Origin of the sequence: Microbulbifer sp. MI-G, assembly GCF_030440425.1 — a bacterium.
GTDB classification, from domain to species: Bacteria; Pseudomonadota; Gammaproteobacteria; order Pseudomonadales; family Cellvibrionaceae; genus Microbulbifer; species Microbulbifer spongiae.
In genome coordinates this window covers 215,331-238,321 of sequence record NZ_CP098023.1, presented here as the reverse complement: position 1 = coordinate 238,321, position 22,991 = coordinate 215,331, and the positions used below count along the sequence as shown (strand labels likewise).

The following is a 22,991-nucleotide window of genomic DNA, read 5'->3' as shown; positions in this document are numbered from 1 at the left end:
TCAGCCCCCCATGGTCTTGCGCGGGTTGAACTCGAACGCCTCGCCAAACTGCCGGTAGGCCTCGCGCTGGGCATCGGTATTGGCCGGGGGTGTCACCGTCTGCAGTACGATAACCATGTCTCCCGGCTGTCTGGCCGGGATTCCCCGGCCCTTGAGACGCAGCTTTTTACCGTTGGCGCTGTTGGCGGGAATGGTCATCTTTACCGGCCCATCCGGGGTGGGCACCTGTACTTTGGCCCCAAGTGCGATTTCCCAGGGCGTGAGGGGTAAATCCAGAAATACGGTCTTGCCCTCGGTATGGTAAAGCGCATGGGGATTGAAACTGATTTCCAAATACAGGTCTCCGGGTGCGCCTGTCCCCATACCCGGCTCGCCCTGTCCCGCCAGGCGTATCTGCTGCCCCCCGGTAATGCCCTTGGGAATCTTGACGTTGAGCGTGCGTTCACGCAGCTGCGGGCGCCCGTCTGCACCAAGCGTTGGGTGCTTCAGGGTGATCTGGCGGGTACCCCCGCGGTAACTGTCCTCCAGATCAATCGCAATACGGGCATAGGTGTTCTCCCCCTGGGCGTTGTACTGGCGCCGCTGCCGACCGCCATAGGTCTGGCTGAACCCGCCCCGGCCGAAGAGACTTTCGAAAAAGTCGCTGAACGCTTCCGGGTCCGCATTGGTGTAACCACCGCCATGGAATTCGAACCCTTCATCCCAGCCCGGCGGCGGGTGGAAATCCTGGCCGGGCTGGTAGCCGGCGCCAAGCCGGTCGTAAGCGGCGCGCTTCTCCGGGTCCTTGAGCACTTCGTAAGCTTCGTTCACCTCTTTAAAATGTTCTTCGCTGTTCTTTTCACTGCTGACATCAGGATGATATTTACGCGCCAGTTTGCGGTAGGCACGCTTGATCTCGGCCTGATCCGCACCTCGCTCAAGACCGAGTATCCTGTAGTAGTCCTTGTATTCCATGGCATTAATAAAAGCGTATGATCCGGATCTTCGCCACGCAGGCAGGGCAAATAGGCCGGCGCCGGTAAAGCGCTATCTTTACAGACAGAGTCGCGGTTAACACTGTCCCATCACGGTGGAGACTCCGGTGGGCGGGGTGACCGCCTGCCAGAATATGGCACAACCGTATCCGGCAACCAGCCGGCTCGGGTGCAGCCCCTGCCACTTGCCGGCAGGTGTGCACTTTGGAAATACAGGCAGCGCTCCGTTGCCGAATCGGTCATGCAAAGACGCCAATCCAATGGATTATGGAGGGCCGCCCCGATGGCAGGGTGATTCGCGAACCACCAAAGCCTCCAGGAACAACCGCACCGCCGGGTGCTCCGCAGCATTTTTTTTGTAAGTGACCGCATTGAGGATGCGGTAGTGAAAGTGCTCCGGCAAGAGAGATACCAGTTTGCCAGCCTCTACATAGCGCCGTGCCAAATACTCGGGCAGAAACCCGATAAAACAGCCGGAGAGGATCATGGCCAGCCGTGCGGCCATATGATTGGCGGTGGAGCGATTGGGGAAAAGGCGGTATAAGTGAGCGGCACCGGAAAATACGGCGTGGCTGGGGGCGGCCAGTGCCTGCTGAGTCAGCAACTCTTCACTTACCCGGTCGGCACTGGCACAGGGATGATTGGCACCGCAATAGAGAATGGATTGGTGGTGAAACAGGGGCTGGTATTTTAGGCCGGGGCGACGAGAGTGCAGGGGATTGATGCCCACATCGGCGCGATTGGCAAGAATCTCCAATTCCAGCTCCTGGGGGGCGGCCAGCTGCAGCTCCAGTTGTAACTGGGGAGCCCGGTTTCGCAGGCGGTTGATCGTAGCGGGCAGGTCCAGCCGCGGGATTTCCAGTAGATCATCCGGCATCACCAGGCGCAGGGTGCCGGTCAGCTGGGACTGAATGGCGTTTACCTGGCTTTTGAACGCCGCCAGGTGACCGTCCAGCTCCAGGATGGCGCGGTAGAGGTCTTCACCCTCCGGTGTCAGCTTGAAATCGGCCCGCCCGCGGGAGCGCAGGCACAGCTGCATACCCAGGCGCGCCTCGAGATCGGAGAGATGCACACTGATGGTGGAGCGGCCGATATTCAGGGCCACTTCTGCCGGGGCCAGGCCACCGGCACGCACCACCTCGCGAAAAACCCGCAACAGGCGCAGGTCCATGTCACTGAGTCGTCCGCTCAGGGCTTTTTTGGTCTTGCGCATTTGGCAGCTTTTCCCCTGTGCTTGTGGGTTCTCTGGCGTAGAGTGTGCACACTTTGCAGACAGCGCAGAAAACAGCTGTTGTACAAGATCGGTTAAAGTTTGATAAATATAAATTATAGTTGCAAAAATAGTACTATTTTCTGCGCTTCACAGCCGCCAGAATCGGCGTAATACCATAACCAAACACTGTTTATCGGGAGTTTTCTCGTGAAACTGGCAAATCCAGACCTGTTGAAATTTCAGAATTATATTGATGGCACCTGGCGGGCTGCTGCACGCACCATGGCGGTGTGCGATCCTGCCAATGGCGAGCTGCTGGGCAATGTGGCCGATGGTTCGGCGGCGGATGCAGAGACCGCCGTGACCGCTGCCACTGCTGCCTTGCCGGAATGGCGCCGCCGCACTGCGGCTGAGCGCGCCGCCACCCTCAAGCGATGGTACCAGTTGATTGTGGAAAACAGCGGGGATCTGGCACGCATTCTTACCCTGGAGCAAGGCAAGCCCCTGGCGGAAGCCCAGGGCGAGATTCTCTATGGCGCCTCGTTTATCGAGTGGTTTGCCGAGGAGTGCCGCCGGGTCTATGGACAGACCATTCCCACCCACAACCCGGCCATGCGTTTGAGCACTATCCGCCAGCCAGTGGGGGTGGTTTCCTGCATCACCCCGTGGAATTTCCCCAATGCCATGATCACCCGCAAGGCGGCACCGGCGCTGGCCGCCGGCTGTACCGTGGTGATCAAGCCCGCCCAGGAGACCCCGCTGTCTGCGCTGGCACTGGGTCAGCTGGCGCATGAGGCTGGCCTGCCAAAGGGAACCATCAATGTGGTGACTGGTAGCGATGCAGCGGGTATCGGCAGGGTGCTGACCCAGGATCCGCGTGTGGCCAAATTCACATTTACCGGTTCCACCGCTGTGGGCAAACTACTGATGGCCCAGTGTGCCAGCACCGTCAAAAAAATGTCCATGGAACTCGGCGGCAATGCGCCGTTTATCGTTTTTGATGACGCGGATATGGACACGGCGGTGAAAGCCTGTATGGCCACCAAGTTTCGCAACGCGGGCCAGGTGTGTGTGGCCACCAACCGCATCTATGTGCATCAAGCCGTACATGATGAGTTTGTTGAGAAGCTGCGCACCGAGATGGCCGCACTGAAGATCGGCCACGGCACCGAGGCCGGGATCAATATGGGTCCGATGATCTTCCGCCGCGCGGTGGAGCGGGTTTGGGAGCTGGTGCAGGATGCAGTGGCATCCGGTGCAAACCTGGAAATCGGTGGCGAGCCACTGCCCAATGGCGAGAATTATTTTGCACCCACGTTGCTTACCGGTGTGTCCGACGATATGCGTATCGCTACAGAGGAGAATTTTGGCCCCATTGCTGCGGTGCAACAATTTACCGACGAAACCGATGTAATCCGCCGCGCAAACGCTACACCCTATGGCCTCGCCGCCTATGTGATGAGTGAGAATATCCGACGCGCAAATCGTGTGGTAGAAGCACTGGAATACGGCATGGTGGCCTGTAATACCGGCGTTTTCTCCACCACCGTGGCACCGTTCGGCGGCAATAAGGAATCCGGCCTTGGCCGCGAGGGCGGTGTCGAGGGCATGGCCGAATTTTATGAGACCAAATACTGCTGCTTCGGCACCTGATGCCGGCTTTGAACGACAACGACTCGTGCTTGTCCATACCGGTGGAAAGCACCTGAAACAAGCGCCGGGAGCCCGTAGCTCCCGCACCGATACACATTGAAATTTCAGGGAACCTGCGGAGATACTGTCTATGTCTGAATTGCAAACCAACGCGTTCTGGATGCCCTTTACACCCAATCGCGCTTTTAAGTCCGCGCCGCGGATTGTGGAGCGTGCAGAGGGCATTTACCTCACTGAAAAGGGCGGACGCCAGATTATCGACGCCACTGCAGGTCTCTGGTGCAGCAACGCCGGCCACGGCCGCACGGAGATCGCCGATGCGATCTACAAACAGGCGAAAACCCTCGACTACAGCTCCATCTTTAACTTCGGCCACGAATTGGGTTTCGAATACGCCGAGCGCCTGATACAACATACACCCGATGGCCTGAACCATGTGTTTTTCGGCAACTCCGGCTCGGAGGCGGTGGAAACCGCACTGAAAATTGCCCTGCAGTACCAGCGCGCGCGCGGCAAGGGCACCCGCACCATGTTTATCGGCCGTGAAAAAGGCTACCACGGGGTGAACTTCGGTGGTATTTCCGTGGGCGGTATTGCCCCCAATTACCAGAGTTTTGGCCAGCCGGTAAAAGCCAACCATCTGCGCCACACACTGGATATCAAGCGCAATGCCTTTAGCCGGGGCCTGCCGCAGCACGGTGTGGAACTGGCGGAAGACCTGGAGCGCCTGGTGAATTTCCACGGTGCAGACCAGATTGCCGCGGTCATCGTAGAGCCTTTTGCCGGTGCCGGCGGTGTGGTGTTGCCACCAAAAGGCTACCTGCAGCGCCTGCGCGCCATCTGCGACAAGCACGACCTGCTGCTGATTTTCGACGAGGTAATTTCGGGCTGGGGCCGCACCGGTTCCGCGTTCGGCGCCATCGAGTTTGGTGTCACGCCGGATATGATCACCTCGGCCAAGGGTATTACCAATGCAACAGTGCCCCTTAGTGCGGTATTCGTACAGGAGGAGATACACAACACCATCATGGATGCCGCTGCGGAAGGTATGGTCGAATTCTTCCACGGCTACACCTACTCTGCACATCCGGTGGCCTGTGCCGCAGGGATGGCGACTTTGGATATCTACGAGCGCGAGGGTCTGCTCACCCGTGCCTCCGGCGACATTGCCAAATACTGGGAAGATGCCCTGCACAGTCTGGAAGACGGGCACAATGTGATTGATGTGCGCAATTACGGCCTGGTGGGTGCAATTGAGCTGCGCGCACCGGAAAAGCTCAGTGGTAAATTCGGTGCCAAGGTTTCCGGCATGGCCTGGGAGGCGGGTGTGATGACTCGTGGTATCGGCGACGCCCTGTGCATGTCGCCACCGCTGGTTATTGAAAAGCATGAGATCGACGCAATTGTTGACAAACTGCGCAGCGTGCTCAGTACGCTTTCCTGATAGACAAAGTCTAAGGTTTTCCTCGGCATCCCTGCTGGGGAGCCTTCACTCCTATTCACCGAGTAATCAAGTGGGTTGTGGAAAACCTGTCCGCAGCGCCTTTGAAACACTAACGAGCATTCAGAAATTGTCCACCATAGAACAGCCTTCGCAACGCGGCAACGGCCCTGACTTGTACTCCACAAACCCAATTCGCCAGTTGCAGCTACACTGGAAATAGCGGCCCGCGGCGCGATCCCGGTCTTTGCAGAGTCGACTGTCGGGTCGCGCTCGTGGGCCGCCTCCATCAATTCCCCCGTTTTTCCTTCATTAGCTGGGAAAATCCCCCAAAAACTGGGTATTTATGCCCAGCAAGACTTAAACTGAAGAAAAGATGTCATTTGGGTATTACTGTATGTCCACTGATCCCTCTTCTTTTCCTGCGAGTCGAATTTTACCGGCACTGTCGGCCAACTGGTGGCTGCTGCTGCTTCGGGGAATCATCGCGGTTATTTTTGGTGTACTCACATTTATCTGGCCGGGCCTTACTCTGCTTACCCTGGTTTTGCTATTCGGTATTTACGCCTTGCTGGATGGTATTTTTTCCCTGGTTGCGGCTGTTCTTGGGCGACACAAATCCTCGCCCTTATGGTGGCTGATTGTATCCGGGTTAATCAGCCTGGCTGCCGGTATCGTGACTTTCCTTTATCCACAGATTACCGCCTTAGTGCTGGTGATTTTTATTGGTGCCTGGGCACTGGTACGGGGTATTTTTGAAATTGTCGGGGCGGTTCGCCTGCGCAAGGAAATTGACAACGAGTGGCTGCTGATTGCAATCGGCATACTCTCGGTCATTTTCGGTATTGCCATACTGGTCAGCCCCGGTGCCGGGGCCCTTGCATTGGTATGGGTGATCGGAGCCTATGCGATCATTTTCGGTCTGCCCATGATCTGGCTGGCATTTCGCCTGCGCAAACATGAAAAGGCTGCGTCAGTATCTTCAGGAGATTGAGTATTCACTCTACAATCACCCTGAGGGCCTATGACTGATTCGGCTATCGCCCGAAAACCTGATAGCGCCGCACAGTTGCCCTAAGCCGTGACCGGTAGCGTACTCCTTTTGTTATTCGCTATACAGGCGTTTTCTGGCTAGCACACAGCAGGGGATTACCACAGCACGGGATTCTCAGCAACCCAATGCCGGTCGCAGGAGGATGCACAGGCAACTTTTATTTACCCGTTTCAGCTTTTGGGAAATTGGAGATATCAGTAATAAAAATACCAAAAATCACTTACTCATTGACCGAATAAAGCTATTGGCCTGGTGGCGTATACTCTGTCGCTCTTTTTTTGATTTTTTATCTAACAGGCTGAGTACCATGGCCATTCTGGGATTGCCTTTGAAATAGGCATACTTTTCCATCAAGAAATTCCAGTAAAGATAATTGAATGGACAGGCCCCCTCGCCCGTCTTTTTATTGACGTTATACTTGCAATCCCGGCAGTAGTTACTCATTTTGTTAATGTAAGCGCCGCTACTAATGTAAGGTTTGGTGGCGATCAATCCGCCATCGGCAAATTGACTCATACCTCGTGTATTGGGCATCTCCACCCACTGCACGGCATCTATATAGATTCCCAGATACCAGGCATCGATCTGATCAGGATGTGTCTGCGTGAGAAGCGCAAAGTTTCCTGTAACCATCAGGCGCTGTATATGGTGCGCATAGCTGTGATCCAGACTGTTTTTGATTGTGTGGTACAGGCAGTTCATGTCAGTATCCGCCGTCCAATACCATTTCGGCAGTCGATTTCTGTTCTGCAAGGCATTGCAGTGCATGTATCCGGGCATCTCTCGCCAATAAATACCGCGCATATATTCCCGCCATCCCAATATCTGCCGGACAAACCCCTCAACCTGGTTGATATGAACAGTCCGCCGGCTTTTTCGCCACCGATGAATTGCGGCGTCTATCACCTCTTGTGGACTCAACAGCTTGCAATTGAGAGAAAAGCTGAGTCGGCTGTGGAAAAGATAGGTTTCCTCTGGATCCATGGCATCCTGATAGTCACCAAAGTGTGGCAACAGGTGGTTACAAAAGTGTTGCAGCATTTTCAAACTGTCTTTGCGATCTCCCGGCCATGAAAACCCTTCTGGTGTTATTTCCCCTATGGTTTTTACACCCGCTTGCTGGATACGGGCCAGGGTGTTACTCACATCCTTGCGAAACCGGCATTGTCTGGGCACTGCCAAATCGCCCTTCCACTTGTTGCGGTTACTCTGGTCGTAATTCCATTTGCCGCCCTCCGGTTCACCTCGTGGCGTAATGAGGATACCGTGCTCTTTGCGCATATGACGATAAAACTTTTCCATTAGCAGAATTTTTTTACCGAGAAAAATGTTCGATAGTGTCTCTCTTCCGGTAAAAAAGTGTTCCGTGTCGTAGGCACAGCACTCTATGTCCAGTTCCCGGGTGAGCATTTTCAACTGTTGATCCAGGCGGTACTCATCCGGGAGCTGGTACTCAAACTTTCGAATAGCAAAACGCTTGATCAGCTGCTTGATATTTCCCGCAAGGTTTTGCTGGTTTTCCCTGTGATCCAACCGGTAGTAAATAACCCGCTTCCCATGGGATTCCAGCCAATTGGCAAACTTGCTCATGGCCTCAAAGAAGGCCACGATTTTTTGGATATGATGTACTGTATAATCCGTTTCCTGACGCATCTCTGCGATAAAGTAGAATATCTCGTCACCGTTTTCGCGGTACCAGGAATGCTTGTGATTCAGTTGATCACCAAGGATCAGTCGCAGGGTTTTCACAGGGGCGTCCTTTCGGCGATGGCACGTATCCCTTCCTTAGTTATTACAGCCTGGGCTGGCCAGTAACGCCTTTCTTGGAAAAATAGAGAGCAAAAATACTCCACCCAATGGAATGCCGGCCCGGTCCCCAGTCCCCTTCGGGCCATTGCTGGTAACTCATGGGAGCGGCCTGATTCGTCCAGTAGTTACCAATGCAATGGCTGGGCGCCATGGGTAACTGACAGTACCGCCGGAAGTGTCACTATCCCTTAAGCTCAGTGCCAACGCGGGGCTCTGCTCTGCGTGCACTCACAGGGTGTCCTGGTTTACATATAGCAAAACTTCCCGGCTTCCTCCAGGTACGGCACTATTACGAGGAGGGCTAATCACCCTGGGAAGCGAAACTGGAACTCATCGCACAAATTCAACGTTTTAGCGTATAATCCCGCCTGGTAATGAACCTGCCTGCAGCTCATCGGGTAGACTATCCATTTGGCAGTGTATTTGTTTTACGAAGCTACCCGCCTTTACGGGCCCGATCACCACTTTCCCACCGGCAGGTTTCGCAATATTGCCGTTATTCACTCACACGGCAACAGGGCCTGCTGCATCCATATTAGCAATCAAGAATAATGAAAACATAGCCAGTACAGAGAGGAAAATATGACCCACAAGAGCAAATTAGCGGCACCTGGGCTTGCCGTCACCCTGATTTGCAGTATCACCCTGGCCGCTTGCAGCCAGGATTCCAGCGCGCCAAAATCCGCCCCCGATGCAGTGGCTACACCCCAGGCCAGAACTGCGGCAGCGGGGCTTTCTGAAGAGTACGCCAAACTGCGCAAGCAACAGGTGGCCCAGGTGGACTACCAGCTCAGTGTCAATTTAGACAGGGAGAGCGATCGCTTCTCCGGCACTGTCACAGCCGATACGACCTTCCAGCATATCCTGCAGCAACCACTGACAATCGATTTCGCTGGGGGTACGGTAGAATCTGTCGCTGTGGACGGCCAGAATATTCCCGTCGAGTACAACGGCCACTTTATTACGATTGCCGCACAGTACCTCCCCAATTTACAGCATGCTATCACGGTGCAATTCCAGCACCCCTTTTCTAAAAACGGCTCCGGACTTCATCGCTTTGAGGATCCCAAAGATGGCAAAGTCTATACGTACACAGACTTCGAACCCTATGACGCGAACCGTCTGTTCCCGCATTTCGACCAGCCAAATCTCAAAGCGCGCTATACCCTGGACGTTACCGCTCCCAAAGATTGGATAGTGATTAGTGCCGAGCGGGAAAACCGTATAGAGAAAAAGGGGGAATTGCGTCACTGGTTCTTCCCGCAAAGCCAGAAGTTCTCATCCTATGTTTTCTCCCTTCACGCCGGCCCCTATCATATCTGGGAAGACGAGGCCGATGGCATCCCCCTGCGATTGATGGCCCGCCAAAGTCTGGCACAGTATGTTAAGCCCGAAGACTGGTTCACTTTTACCAAACAGTCTTTTGCGTTTTTTCAGCCCTACTTTGACATTGATTATCCTTTTAAAAAGTACGACCAGATTCTGGTGCCCGATTTCAATGCCGGTGCTATGGAAAACGTAGGGTCAGTGACTTTTAACGATAGTTACGTTTCCCGTGGTGAGAAAACCCAAGCACAGCGAATGCGTCTTGCCAATGTGATTGCCCATGAAATGGCCCACCAGTGGTTTGGCGATCTGGTGACCATGAACTGGTGGGATGACTTATGGCTGAACGAGAGCTTCGCTACCTATATGGCCAACCTGTCCCTGGCGGAAAACAGTGAATTTACCAATGTCTGGGAAAATTTTTATCTCGGCACCAAACAATGGGCCTATAACGCAGACCAACGCCCCACTACCCACGCTATTCAATTGCCAGTCCAAAACACCGATGAGGCTTTCGCTAATTTTGATGGTATCACTTACGGGAAAGGCGGCTCTATCCTTAAACAGCTCCCCTACTACCTGGGCAAGGAGGCGTTTCGAAAGGGAGTCAGCAACTATCTGAAAGAGTTGTCCTACCGCAACTCGACTCTGGATGACTTTATGGGCCATCTGGGTGCAGCCGCCGGGATGGATCTGGAACAGTGGCAACAACAGTGGCTCTACAAAGCTGGCCTGAACACCATTGAGACCAGCTTTCAGTGTCAAAAAGGTCAAATTACAGAACTGACGCTGACACAGACTGCGCCCACGGAATATCCGACCTTGCGGACACAACGCACACAACTCGGTTTCTACCGCATGAATGGCGACAGTATGAAGCGGGTTGCAACTCTGCCTGTGCTGTACAGCGGCGCAATAACCAAAGTAAAGGAGGCCGTAGGCCTTCCCTGCCCGGAGATTCTCTATCCCAATGAAGGAGACTGGGCATTTGTCAAAATAAATCTGGATCCGGTGTCCGTGGAGAACATATCAAAACACATTAACCAGATCGAACCACCCTTTGTGCGCTTGATGTTGTGGCAGAGCCTGTTTGACAGTACTTATGATGCAAAACTGCCACTGGACAAATATATCAGCTTCCTTCTCAGCAATGGTGCCGCTGAAGAAGATATTAACGCGGTTCGTTTGAATACCCGCAATCTGGGCTTTGTCTATAGTTACCTGAGTCAAATTCCCATTGCAAGTGCACGCCGAGATGCACTGCAACTGTCCATCGAAAAATTCATCTGGGAACAGTTGCAGCAGTCTCCCGCAGGTAGTGACAGGCAGAAAACCTGGTTCAGGGCCTTTACCGGTACAGCCCATTCCCCACGTGCCCTCTCCAATGCCAGACAGATGCTGTTAGGGGAGCTGGCTGTTGATGGTCTTAAACTGGACCCCGATATGCGCTGGGACCTGATCACTCTGCAAAATCGTTATTTATTTTCCGACTACGAACAGGCTGTTGAGCGCGAGTTACAAACGGACAATTCCGACCGTGCAAAACTCAACGCCATTGCAGCAGAAGCTGTACGCCCACTGTCACAAAGTAAACAAAAGTGGCTGGACAACCTGAGCATGCATCGGGATAAATACAAATTGAGTGAACTTCGGGAGGCTGCCTATTCGATGTTTCCCTCCGAACAAATCGGCCTGTTTAATAACAACAGCGCACGTATTTTTGAAGTGTTGGAGCAAATCAACGCTGAGGATTCTCCGGAGTTACTGAGCACTTATGCGAGTATCTTTCCGTTGATCTGCAACAAAGCGGGGGCACAGAAACTCAAAGACACACTGGAAGAAAATCAACAACTCAAGCCGACTCTGGTCAAGGCCCTTAAAAATCACCTTTACTCGAGCCGTCGCTGCATGGCCATGGGAGAGGTATTGGCACAAAACCGTACCCCGGTTGCGAAATAGACTGCCAAGCCAGTGACACCCAAAGGATCCCCACCATCAGCCGGTGGTGGGGATCATGGAAAATCAGATCAATTCACAACCGAATTTTGTCTGCCAGTGATACCTGTACATCAAATCGTGGGCGGCCTAAAGCCCACTTGAGTGCTCAAGCACACTGTCTCATGACTGCACCTTCGATTTAATCTACGTTGTATGATAAGTCGCCGGTTGCACTCCCAGACACCCTGATGCTTTTGACCGTTTCGCCTTTCGCCATTTTATCCAGACACACACTGGCCAATTCTGGCAGGATGGTCCTGTTGAGAATAACTTCGATATTACGGGCACCTGTATCAGTCTCATGACACCGGGCGACGATATTGATCAACGCATTTTCATCAAATGAAAAGGATGCACCATAATGCTCCCCTATACGTTTCTCGATCTTGCACATATGGAGTTTGCAAATGGTCATCAGATCCTCATCATCCAGCGGATAATAGGCAATCACATTAGAGCGACCGAGAAATGCCGGTTTGAATTTCTGTAAAAGGTGAGAGCGGATATTATCCAGTAATACTTCCGGTTCCGGCCTCTCCTCCACCTGGTTAAAGATGGCCCTGATCGCCTCCTCGCCGGCATTGGAGGTCATGATAATAACGGTATTCTTGAAATCGATATCCCTACCCTCACCGTCTTTTATGCTTCCTTTATCAAACAGATTGTAGAAAATATCCTGCACCCCGGGATGGGCTTTTTCAATCTCATCCAATAAAATGACCGAATACGGCTTGCGTCGTGCAGCTTCGGTCAATACTCCACCTTCGCCGTATCCGACATAGCCGGGGGGTGAACCGAGTAACATGGAAACCTTATGCTCCTCTTTAAACTCGGCCATATTAATGGTTGTGATATTCTGCTCACCGCCAAAGAGTTCATCCGCCAGGGCCAGTGCGGTCTCGGTTTTACCCACACCACTGGTGCCGCAGAACATAAATACGCCCACAGGCTTGCGGGGGTCGGTCAGACCGGCGCGAGCGGTGCGAATGGCCTGTGCGATTGCTTCAATCGCGTGAGGCTGCCCGATAATGCGTTTGTTTAAGCGTTCGGCCAAAGTCTTCACGGCGATGATCTCATCGCTCACCATCTTGCCAAGGGGAATCCCAGTCCAGTTAGCAACCACTGCAGCAATGGCCTGTTCATCCACATCGGGTTGTATCAACGGGGTATTGCCCTGAACTTCCAGCAGGTCCGCAGAGAGAGATTTAAGCTGTTGTTGACAATCCGCCAGTGCGGCGGCATCCGGTACCCCATCACTGTCCTGATTATTCATAAATTCCGCATCAATTTGATCGCGCAGGTTCCGGATCTGCCCGACCAACTCACGCTCTTTAACCAACTGCTGCTCAAGCGTGGTTAAACGCTGTTCTTCCGTTTGCTTAACCGCATTCAGCTCGGCCAACTCGTCTTCATATCCACCCAGAGCTGCGTTTTCACGCTCCAGCTTACTCAGAGTTGTTTCGGTGCGAGCGATCATGTTGCGGGCATCTTCAATAGATCCAGGTGTAGAAGACTGGCTGAGCGCAACCCGGGCGCAGGCGGTATCTAACAGACTGACGGATTTATCCGGTAACTGGCGTCCGGGAATATAGCGATGTGACAGTTTTACAGAAGCGATAATAGCCTCATCCAGGATACGCACTTTGTGATGCTGCTCCAGACTGTTGGCAATACCACGCATCATATCGATGGCATTTTCTTCACCAGGCTCCTCTACTTTCACAACCTGGAAACGCCTGGTCAGTGCGGGGTCGCGCTCAAAATATTTTTTATATTCCGCCCAGGTGGTCGCCGCAAGTGTGCGCAGTTCCCCCCTGGCCAGAGCCGGCTTTAACAGGTTGGCTGCATCACCCTGCCCTTCCTTACCGCCTGCACCTATCATGGTATGGGCTTCATCGATAAACAAAATGATCGGCGTTGCCGAAGCGCGAATCTCTCCAATCACGGACTTCAGGCGGTTTTCGAATTCACCTTTGACACTGGCACCGGCCTGCAAGAGACCGAGATCCAGAGTGCGAACCGTCACCCCTCTGAGCGGTTCGGGTACATCACCACTGGCAATTCGCAGGGCAAAACCCTCAACCACGGCAGTTTTACCCACACCAGCTTCACCGGTCAGTATCGGATTGTTCTGTCGGCGGCGCGTCAAAATATCAATACACTGGCGGATTTCTTCATCCCGGCCAAGAACTGGATCCACTTCCCCCTGCCTGGCCCTTTCGGTTAAATTAATGGTGTATTTGTCCAGCGCCGGCGCCTTGCTCACTACCACGGTCGCTGCAGTATTGTCTCCATCCTTTGTCACATTCGTGACTGAATGGCTGGATTCTCCACTCTGGCCAAACATGGCCCGCGCTGTTTCCCGAAGGGATTCGGGTGCAATGTTTTTAAGTTCCGGGCAGGATTCCAGTATCTGCCTTCTAGAGGTTTCCTCCAGCATCAGGGCAGCCAGAAAATGTCCCGAACCAATAGCGCGGTGGCCATAGTCAATAGAGGCGAGCATCCAGGCATTTTTACTGACTTCCACAATAGTCGGCGACAACGCCGGGGGACGACTGCTGCCGGTACGGAACCCCGCGATGGCAGTTGCCAGCTGTTTGGCTAACCTTTCCGGATTGCCACCATGTTCTTTCACTAGCAGGTAGAGATCCGTATCAGACCGATCCAAAAGCTTCAACATCCAGTGTTCAAGCTCAACATTGTATTGATTTTGCGCCAGACACAGTCCCGCGGCGCCTTCAAGAGCATCGCGCATATACGGTGTCATGTTATCCACTAGCCGTTTAAGATTGATATGTATCACAAGATAAAATTCCTTTTAATTTTGATATTTAAAAAAAAGCTTCTGCGCTGGGTAACGCTTCATCAGGGGATATATTTTCGGCACTCAGAGTGATTTCTACGAGCCCGGCAGTCTCCTGGCCTCTGACCATGTAGGTGTTCCAGCCCAGCAGGGGCGCATGTTCAGATTGCCTGTTTAGCTGTACCGGTGGTACCTGATTTGTGGGAAGAGTAACTAAAAGTTCAAAATCCAGTTCTATTCCCGCACTGAATTTGATAAATGTCTTCAGTGTCTCCAGCTTTTGAGTACCGGGTGCGATCATCATAAACTGCTCATACACCATTGGCTCAATAATCACCCGAAATTTATTTTGGGCCTGGAAGCAATGGGTACCCAGAATGGTGTTTTTCCCCAGGCAATTATTCACTCCTGCAGGTGCGCTTGCACATGGTAAACGACACAAAATGTCCCTGGGCAGTGCATCCCACTGGCCTTGAAACTGCTCAATTGTGACTGACAGACCAAAGTAATGTTTAATCATGCCAGTCAGTGCAGCAGCAGAACAGCGTCCTCGGCTGTAGTGGCCTGCCATGCCCAGAAGGGCCTCATCGGGCATGGGCATACGGTAACGCATTTCGCTGGTGCCCAATCCAGCCAAAGCAGCGATCCCCTGAGTGAACAGATCCGGTTCCCGTTCCTTGCGCAACCGCTGCCTTTCATAATTGACCGGAAGTTGGTATTTGGACCAGGCTTGATAGAGTAGCGAGATATGACGGTGATTGAACAGGTTGAGAAAATCCCGTAAGGCGGTGTTATTTTCCCGAAGTTCCCTCTGCACAAGCTCTGTAAGATAGTAGGGCATAACCCCCTGGCTGCCAATCAGCCCGGTAAAGCCCACTTCCATCTGCCACTGGTTTAATAGGCTGTCCTGAGCGTCACTTTCGTCAACTGGCTTCCTCTCCAGACTCAGTACATCTGAACCGACAAAAGAAAATCCACACTGGGCACTAAAACGTATGAACTCCGTGGAGGGCGGTGCTGCACCGGCAATAGCTGCATTACAAAAATCACCGTCGGCCATGGTTACAGCCCGCTCTATAAGTCGAACGGCCTGGTAGAAGGCAAAATTATAGGGCTCCCGGCGCAGCCGTTCTATTACAGTAACGCCTTTTCTCCGGCGCGAGGTGGCCATCTCTTCAGCTCCCCATCTCTGCCGCTCATCCTGGCAGTTAATTTAGTAAAGGAATTAATGGAACAATAGAGGCCAAGGAAGCGTTCGATAATACTGGCAAACAAAAGCGGGCTGGTTCCTGTCAGCATCATTGAATCCAGTTCAATGTCAACCTCAGTGCCCCGACAGAGTACAATGCTCTGGTCTATTTGTATCGGCGCGGTGATCGGTTTGGTATTCAGTGTTAAAAGCGATTCGATCAAGTTCCTTATACTGGCGGAATCACGAAAGTCATACAGCCTGAATATCTCCTTGAGGGCATTACACCCCTGGGTTCCGCAAATAGACAGATGATTCAAATTCAAATGGGAAATCAGCCGCCAATAGCCCCGCTCCCGCCTCGGTGGCCGCAGCGTGGCACTTGGTGCGACAACACAGCTGATACGACTTGCCGGGAGATCCCCATCTACCACTTCCAGGTAAGGTTGCGCATTGCCGCTGGGGAGTTTTCTGGCAAGATTGCGATTACAGCAGGTTAACTTGACATCCAGTGTCTGATCACTGATCCGGTGCGGGTTAAACTCCAGGTCCACCAAGCTAATATCCACTTCCGAGGCAGATTCATTGCGGTGCTCCCCCTCAATGACCTCACGCCGCCGGCTGAACCAGAAAGCTGACTGTTCCGAATGATGCTGACTGTGCTTTATGCCATAAAATGGTCGGAACTTGGTTGTCTCTCCCTTTCCATCCGTTGCGGTAACCTCATCAATAGAGTAGATTTCCAGACCGTCACTGCGACGGGCATCGGGCACTATTTGATACTGATACTGCATATGAGTCAGTGGAACAGGGTCTGCACTTTGAGTGAAAAGATTCACTACCGGTGTACAGCCGAGCACAAACATGCCCGGCACCAATTGTTTTTCGAGTTCTTCGTGGGTTTCCGAGAGATAAAAATAGAGTGTGAGGGAGTCTTTATAGCTCTCGTTAATTGCCCTTCTGATATTTTTGATATCCAGAAACAGGAATTTCTCAGGAAAGGCAAAATATTCCGTAAGCAGGCGATAGCCGATGAATGCCGTGTCGGGATACGGCAGCAGGCCCTGATCCTTATCCAGCCCCACTTGTCCGATATCCTCCGGAGACAAAAACGTGGGCTTGGAGTCAGTCTCACTGTGCGCCACTACCAGTTTTATACACTTTGTCAGCAGCAAATCATACAGGCTGTAGACATGTGCGGGCTGTCCCCGCAGGAAAAAACGCAAACACTGCGGTTGCATTTCCGCAAAGCTCAAATCCGGGCTCAGGGTTTTCAGGGTTAACTTGAGGACCGCATTGGCACCCTGGACATCATTACAGCCAGGTGCAATAAATGGCCTGGGCATCAGGCTCGCACTGGTGGGCTGGAAGGGACTGATATCCACGGGATAGCAAGTGGTAAACCGGCAGGCCTGACCCTGAAAGGGCTCGCTTTCCAGAAGGGTCCTGGCTGCCACCGGCGTTATGGCATCGAGATCCGCATCCGGCTCAAACTGCACAATGGCGCAGGAGGGAATCGGGCGCAAATAGTGCGGATAGAGGGTTTCCAGCATAGCATCTGTGAGTTCGGGAAAGTCGTCGCTGAGCTTCTGCTGTACCCGCGCATTCATGTAGGCAAAGCCCGATAGCAGGCGACCCACCAAGGGGTCATCCACAGTTTCCGTATCCAGTTGTAACCTGGCGGCCGCAGCGGGGTGCATGCGGGCAAACTCAGCGGCTGTCTGCTGAATAAAGGCCAACTCGCGCTCATAGAGATCGATTAAACGTTCACTCATTATATAATCTCAGACACATCGACCATTTGGGTCACAGGATTCAGCGCAGAATCAAAAACAATGACCTCGGAGGCCGGATTGACATATAACACCGCTTCGACACGAAACCGTATACTCGGGTCCTCCATATCTATCTTTTCCTGTGTCGTCACCTTGACGGAGCGAATCCTCGGCTCAAAATGCACAATCGTTTGTTCAATATCTCGGCAAAACTGTTTTCTGCTATCCAGAGAAGATAGATTGATTGTGGATAAATCTGGCAGGCCGTAATTAATATTGGAGTCCTGCAGGTGCCTCAGGCTATCTGGTGCAGAAATACAGCGGTAACGCGTATTAAATAAGTACTCGAGGTCCCGCCGCACGCCCTCCCTCAATTGCCGCAGTATTTGGTGTGACTGGTGCATATCCAGTTTGCGGGCGGATTCCAGCAGTCGATCCAAAATCGGTGCCAGCAGACGCTTTTCTTTTGCCATTGTACTAAGCCGCCCCCACACCAATCGTGGCCAGCGCCGTGGTCAGCTTCAGCTCCGATACAAGATGGTCGACAGTATAGTGGCTCTTCAGGTGGATCACACTCTGATAACTACCGGCTTTGCCCGGTTCGTCGGCCACCTTGACCCGTGCCTCACGCAGAGGGTAACGGGCGAGCATTTCCCAGGATAGGTCATCCCGTCCAGTCGTATAGAGATCCAACCAGTGCTGTAATTGTCGTTCGCAATCCGCCGCATTCATATAAGCGCCCACCTTGTCCCGGATCATTACCTTGATGTAATGGGCAAAGCGCGATGCACAGAGTATCTGCTGCAACATTGAGCTGATCCTGGCATTTGCAGTGGCGGCTTTGGAAGTATACTGCTTGGCTTTTTGCAGCGAGGGAACGCTGTTAAAAGCACAATACGGCGTATCGTAGCAATGGCTCAGACAGGCAAAGCCCAGCTCAGAGAGATCCCGTTCGACAAAATCGGTGACAAGGATGGAGGTGGACATACGCACCATGCCCGGGCGACTGTCGGGCTTGTAGGGCACAACCGGTAACTGGGTTACCAGTCCACCGCCCAGGTGGTCTCGGGCAACTCCGCGGATATGGGAAAACCAGCCGACCTCACTGAATTCCCGCAACAATACCGCACCCAGGGCAAAGCAGGCGTTGCCCCACAAATAGTGCCGGTGATGCAAACCCGAAACCTGTTCCTCAAACCGCAAGCCACGGTATAGTGAAAAATCAACACTATAAGGTTCACGCATCAACACTTGTGGCAGAGTCACTGCGATAAAACGGCTGTCTTCCAACTCGCGAAGACTGTTCCATCGGATATATTCACCCTGGCGAAAAACTTCAGAAAAGCGGATCGGCTTTGCAAGGTCATCAAAATGGTCCACACCGAACAGTTGCGGGCTGGCCGCACAGACAAAAGGGGCGAATGCGGCGGCCGCTGTATGTGCTATTCCCTGAAGGGTAAAGACATCATCGTACGGGTGTTCCGGTAATGGGCGGTGGGAAATATAGTAATCCCCCATTAAGAGGCCAAAAGGCTCCCCACCCGGGGTACCAAATTCCTCATTGTAGACTAGGTGGAAAAGACCGGACTGATCAAAATCCGGGGCCCGCTGCACATCCTTGCTAAGATCCCTCCAGTTCACATCCAGTAGCTTTATCTTAATGTTGTCCGAATGGGGCGTATTGAAAACCAACATGGACAAGCCGCGCCAACTGGCTTCAAGCCGCTGAAAACGACGATGGTGAATAATCCGGTTAACCTGCTCACAAATCAGCTCGTCCAGCTCCGCGATCATCCGACTGAGATACTGGCGAACAGAAAAACGGTTCTTTCCGGAGCAGGGACAGATCTCGCTCAACCAGTATTCAAAAGCAAACAGCGTATCCGGTTCCTGTAAAAAAATCCGAAGTTCATTCTGATCCCCCCTGGCCAAATTTCCCGATAGTACTTCTATGTGATCTTCCGCTATCTGATTGGCTGTCTTACAAGGCACCGGACATCCTCACAAGTAGTATTTTTGAGAGACTCGCTAGAATCCCGGCTCGGGGCAATACCTTTTGATAAGTTGGCCCGCCTTTATCCGACGGGCCTGGGGCACTATCCGGCAGAGGGGATATTCGCCACCATACGCATGGACGTGGTCAATTCCTCCATCTGCAACCAGGGCCTCAGGTAAGCCACGGCGCTATAGCAACCGGGCTGTCCCGGAATTTCCCTGACCTCTACCCGGGCTTCAGAAAGTGGGTATTTCGCCTTCATTTCCGGGCTCGCATCCGGGTTGGAGTTGGTGTATTGAATAATCCACTTATTCAGCCAGCGTTCGCAGTCACTGGCCTCCATAAATGAACCCACTTTGTCCCGCGCCATGACCTTCAGGTAGTGGGCGATACGGGAAGTGGCCATCAGATAGGGAAGTCGCGCGGAAATGGCGGCATTTGAGGTCGCATCCGGATCATCATAGGTCTTGGGTTTTTGTGCACTCTGGGAACCAAAGAAGACAGAGTAGTCGGTATTCTTGTAGTGACACAGGGGCAGAAAACCCTGTGCACTCAACTCTGCCTCCCGGCGATCGGTAATACCGATTTCGGTGGGGCACTTTTGATCCAGGTCACCATCATCGCTCTTGAATACATGAGAAGGCAACCCCTCAACCTTGCCGCCACCCTCGGCACCGCGGATCGCTGTACACCAGGAGTTCTCAGCAAACGCCCTGGTCATGGTGGTGCCCATTACATAAGAGGCGTTCATCCAGCAGTACTGATCGTGCTCCGCGGAGCGGGAAACTCCGGACTCGTCTACTTCAAATTCCTCGAAGTTAAATGCTTCGATCGGCTTGGTATTGGCGCCGTATGGTGTGCGGGCCAGTGTGCGCGGCATTACCAAAGTGACAAACCGGGAGTCGTCACTGTCGCGGAAACTGCGCCACTTGATATATTCAGCGGACTCGAATATACCGCCCAGGTCCCGTGGCTTGGACAGTTCGGTATAATCATCAAAACCAAACATCCCCGCACCTGCAGCTGCGATAAACGGACAGAAACCCGCTGCGGCAACGTTAGACATTTTGCTCAAAAGCTCAATATCTTCCGGATGGCTGGTAAACTCAAAGTCGCCGATCATACAGCCATAGGGCTCTCCCCCCGCGGTGCCAAACTCCTCTTCGTAAATTTTCTTGAAAGTCTGGCTCTGGTCAAATTCAACCGCTTTGTCCAGATCCCGGAATAATTCCCGCTTGCTCAGATTGAGCATGCGTATTTTCATGGTCGCGCCGGTCTCACTGTTCATAACAAGGTGGTTGAGCCCTCTCCACGAGCCCTCCAATTTCTGGAATTTGGAATCGTGCAGGATCGCGGACAATTGTCTGGACATCGCGGTATCAATGGCACTGACCGCTTTTTTAATCGTCTGGGTCAGGTTACGATCCCAGGTCACGGTGCCTTTCAACACCTGGTCGGTGAGATTCGCAAGCAGGTCCTGAGCTTCCTGCGGTTCTGTCTGCTTGGTTGCCGCGATCGCCTGCTCCAGCAGACCCACAGACAGTTCTTCTGCCTCGCTTTCCGCAACGTTTTCTGCTTCTGTACTCATTCTGAGTCCTCTCCCTTATCCCCGTTTAAGCCCAGTTGCTCGGAAATAGCACCCACGTTTTCCGTGCTCTTCAGGATATCCTCAAGCACTTTTTCCAGTTCTTCTGAGCGATCGGCCTTGCTGAGGAGATCACGCAATTTACTGCGCGCCTCGAGAAGCTGCTTCAGTGGCTCAACCTGTTCAACGATTTGCTCGGGGGAAAAGTCATCCATGTGTTTGAAATCGAGATCAACAGCCATTTTGCTGCCGTCTCCGGATAGCGTATTTTCCACCTGCAGCTTCAACTTCGGATTCACTTTGGTCATCACGTCATTGAAGTTGTCGCGATCTATTTGCACAAATTTGCGATCCTTCAACACCTTGCGATTTTCGGTGTTATCCCCTGAATAATCACCCATAACACCCGCCACAAAGGGAAGTTCCTTTTTGACTTCAGTGCCATTGGTCTCTACATCGTAAGTAATATGCACACGGGGCTTGCGCACACGCTTGAGTTTATTGTGGATGCTCTCAGACATCTCAGGTCTCCTTTCCTAACTTTAGGGACTGTTGTCAATTAACTACCAACCTGTGCTGGTTTCTTCTTGTGGTTGCCCCCAGCCGTCATCGGAAGTGGACACTGGCCCAGAGGCCGCTGGCACCGGCTCGGGAGCTGCTGGTGCTGGGGAATGGCTGTTACTGGTTACCGGCGGCGCCACGTAGCGCTGTTTATCGGTCCCGTCGAGTCGCACGCCGGTTAACTGGGAGTAAAGCAGACGCGCCTGCTCATCTGGCAGCAGCTCCGCCATCAATTCAGAAACCGTCATACGCCCCCAGCCAATCAACCTTTCCAGACCCGGTGCTAGAGGCGTGTGCGGCTCGTAGGTACGAAAGTACTTCGCGGCCTGCTCCAGTAATCCAAGTGCACCCTCTCGCGAGGACACAGGTCCTGAAGGCGCGGAGAACCCGTTGCCTGCCAGACCGCCCTCGACGGGAGTTTCGGAGTCATTTTCACTGGACGGAGCGTCATGCTGCACCACCGCTTCAGCCTGTGCGATCGACTGCAACTGGTTTTTGTAAATAAAGCGCGCCGTGCGCAATACTTCGTCCAGAAGCGAGGAAATATTTGTTGACGGTGGTGTCTCATGACCACAGCGCTCTCGCAGCGCATTATTCATATTGCCGAAATGCCCCAGGGCGGTTTCTATTGTCTCAATAAGATTCTGTGCCCAGACGTCACTGGCAGTGTTGACACATTGGTTGACCGCTTCCAGACTGTAGCCCAAGGTCTCAATGCGAGCCATTTTTGCATCCTCATCCGAAATTCTGTCCGCATCCCGCGCCTGCTGGTGCTGAAAGAATGAGAATGCACCGTAATCACCTTCCGGTGTAATAGCGGCGCTGCGAATTGGCATCATCAATGTGCCATCACCACCGTCGCCATTGAGGCCGGTCAGTGGTGCCACTTTGGTTTCAATACCGTCTTCGTCGGGCAGTGGGTAGAGGCCATCCCAGAAATCTTCTACCAACCGGTCAATCAGCTGAAAGCCATCGCGCAACCCGCTGAATCCGTGCAACCGGATCAGCGCTTCGGTGAACCAGCTGGCAACCTCCAGATCCTTGCTTTTCCTGGTGAGGATTTTTTCTGCGGACTTGGCCACATCGCGCCAGGGCGCCAGCAAATCAGCATCCGTATCATCGAACATGGCCGAGCGCTCAGCCGCTCTGGCACTGTTTCGGGCATCCTTGATGGCATAATACTCTGATGTAGGTGAACGATCCTCGCGGATATCCTCACCGGCGGGTTTTTCTGAAGAAACCGGAGCAACCAGCGCCTCTATATTTACCGTGTTTGGGAATGCCATGAAAAAATCCCTTTTGCCGAATCAATCCCTTCAAGTAAGGATTCTGGGAAGAGTACACGTTGTAGATATCGAATCAAGGCAAATGGCATCTTCAAACCAGAATACTGCGAAAAATGGGCACAGCAAACAAAGTTAATCAAATTTTTTTGGCATTTTTTGTGATACACCGCTTTTTTTAATTCCATTGAAAGAACGTAAAACCGGAGTTTAGCGCTCCCTAAGGGCTCATCCGCTCCTGTGAACAGCTTCTCAGTCATCACTATTTGTATAGATTTGACTTTATCCTTTGCGTCCTCATCTCTGCCCTGTCTAGCCTACAGAGCCTGAG

The 22,991-nt window shown here is 52.8% G+C and carries 15 protein-coding genes; 4 read left to right on the top strand and 11 right to left on the bottom strand.

Going from position 1 to position 22,991, the window contains the following annotated elements:
- Together M8T91_RS01000 and M8T91_RS00995 are read right to left on the bottom strand one after the other, a co-directional pair.
- On the bottom strand, positions 1-954 hold the full coding sequence (locus M8T91_RS01000; RefSeq protein ID WP_301415939.1) for a DnaJ C-terminal domain-containing protein: 954 nt from the start codon (positions 952-954) through the stop codon (positions 1-3).
- Positions 955-1,239: 285 nt separating this feature from the next.
- The gene (locus M8T91_RS00995) at positions 1,240-2,187 is read right to left on the bottom strand and encodes a LysR family transcriptional regulator (protein ID WP_301415937.1); all 948 of its coding nucleotides are present in this window, start codon (positions 2,185-2,187) and stop codon (positions 1,240-1,242) included.
- A gap of 207 nt (positions 2,188-2,394) precedes the next feature.
- Between M8T91_RS00995 and M8T91_RS00990 the strand changes: the two genes are divergently transcribed.
- The 3 genes from M8T91_RS00990 (at position 2,395) to M8T91_RS00980 (ending at position 6,275) form a co-directional block, all read left to right on the top strand.
- Positions 2,395-3,840, top strand: coding sequence for an NAD-dependent succinate-semialdehyde dehydrogenase (locus M8T91_RS00990; protein WP_301415935.1), 1,446 nt, complete (start codon positions 2,395-2,397; stop codon positions 3,838-3,840).
- A 130-nt stretch (positions 3,841-3,970) separates the two neighbouring features.
- Positions 3,971-5,284: an omega-aminotransferase AptA gene (aptA, locus tag M8T91_RS00985; protein WP_301415933.1), complete on the top strand. Its 1,314-nt coding sequence runs from the start codon at positions 3,971-3,973 to the stop codon at positions 5,282-5,284.
- Positions 5,285-5,678: 394 nt separating this feature from the next.
- Entirely contained in the window at positions 5,679-6,275 is a 597-nt protein-coding gene (locus M8T91_RS00980) for an HdeD family acid-resistance protein (protein WP_301415931.1), read from the top strand.
- A gap of 276 nt (positions 6,276-6,551) precedes the next feature.
- Here the strand turns inward: M8T91_RS00980 and M8T91_RS00975 are convergent, their stop codons facing one another.
- Positions 6,552-8,084 carry a cryptochrome/photolyase family protein gene (locus M8T91_RS00975; RefSeq protein ID WP_301415929.1) on the bottom strand — a complete coding sequence of 511 codons (1,533 nt, stop codon included), beginning with the start codon at positions 8,082-8,084 and terminating at the stop codon, positions 6,552-6,554.
- Positions 8,085-8,726: 642 nt separating this feature from the next.
- Here M8T91_RS00975 and pepN point away from each other — a divergent pair.
- Positions 8,727-11,429 carry an aminopeptidase N gene (gene pepN, locus M8T91_RS00970; RefSeq protein ID WP_301415927.1) on the top strand — a complete coding sequence of 901 codons (2,703 nt, stop codon included), beginning with the start codon at positions 8,727-8,729 and terminating at the stop codon, positions 11,427-11,429.
- Between the two features lie 178 nt (positions 11,430-11,607).
- On the opposite strand, the gene tssH is transcribed toward pepN, so the two are convergent.
- The 8 genes from tssH to tssA form a co-directional block, all read right to left on the bottom strand.
- Positions 11,608-14,271 carry a type VI secretion system ATPase TssH gene (tssH, locus tag M8T91_RS00965; RefSeq protein ID WP_301415925.1) on the bottom strand — a complete coding sequence of 888 codons (2,664 nt, stop codon included), beginning with the start codon at positions 14,269-14,271 and terminating at the stop codon, positions 11,608-11,610.
- Positions 14,272-14,299: 28 nt separating this feature from the next.
- Positions 14,300-15,442, bottom strand: coding sequence for a type VI secretion system baseplate subunit TssG (tssG, locus tag M8T91_RS00960; protein WP_301415923.1), 1,143 nt, complete (start codon positions 15,440-15,442; stop codon positions 14,300-14,302).
- On the bottom strand, positions 15,406-17,235 hold the full coding sequence (gene tssF / locus M8T91_RS00955) for a type VI secretion system baseplate subunit TssF (protein WP_301415921.1): 1,830 nt from the start codon (positions 17,233-17,235) through the stop codon (positions 15,406-15,408). Before tssF ends, tssG begins: the two co-directional genes overlap by 37 nt.
- Positions 17,235-17,708 (bottom strand): type VI secretion system baseplate subunit TssE, encoded by a 474-nt coding sequence (tssE, locus tag M8T91_RS00950; RefSeq protein ID WP_301415919.1) that lies wholly within the window; start codon positions 17,706-17,708, stop codon positions 17,235-17,237. The genes tssF and tssE overlap by 1 nt, the downstream gene beginning before the upstream one ends.
- Positions 17,709-17,712: 4 nt before the next feature.
- The gene (tssC, locus tag M8T91_RS00945) at positions 17,713-19,227 is read right to left on the bottom strand and encodes a type VI secretion system contractile sheath large subunit (protein WP_301415917.1); all 1,515 of its coding nucleotides are present in this window, start codon (positions 19,225-19,227) and stop codon (positions 17,713-17,715) included.
- A gap of 104 nt (positions 19,228-19,331) precedes the next feature.
- Positions 19,332-20,819, bottom strand: coding sequence for a type VI secretion system contractile sheath large subunit (tssC, locus tag M8T91_RS00940; RefSeq protein WP_301415915.1), 1,488 nt, complete (start codon positions 20,817-20,819; stop codon positions 19,332-19,334).
- Positions 20,816-21,337: a type VI secretion system contractile sheath small subunit gene (gene tssB, locus M8T91_RS00935; protein ID WP_301415913.1), complete on the bottom strand. Its 522-nt coding sequence runs from the start codon at positions 21,335-21,337 to the stop codon at positions 20,816-20,818. Before tssB ends, tssC (M8T91_RS00940) begins: the two co-directional genes overlap by 4 nt.
- A 42-nt stretch (positions 21,338-21,379) precedes the next feature.
- Entirely contained in the window at positions 21,380-22,663 is a 1,284-nt protein-coding gene (tssA, locus tag M8T91_RS00930) for a type VI secretion system protein TssA (RefSeq protein WP_301415911.1), read from the bottom strand.
- Between the last annotated feature and the right edge of the window lie 328 nt (positions 22,664-22,991).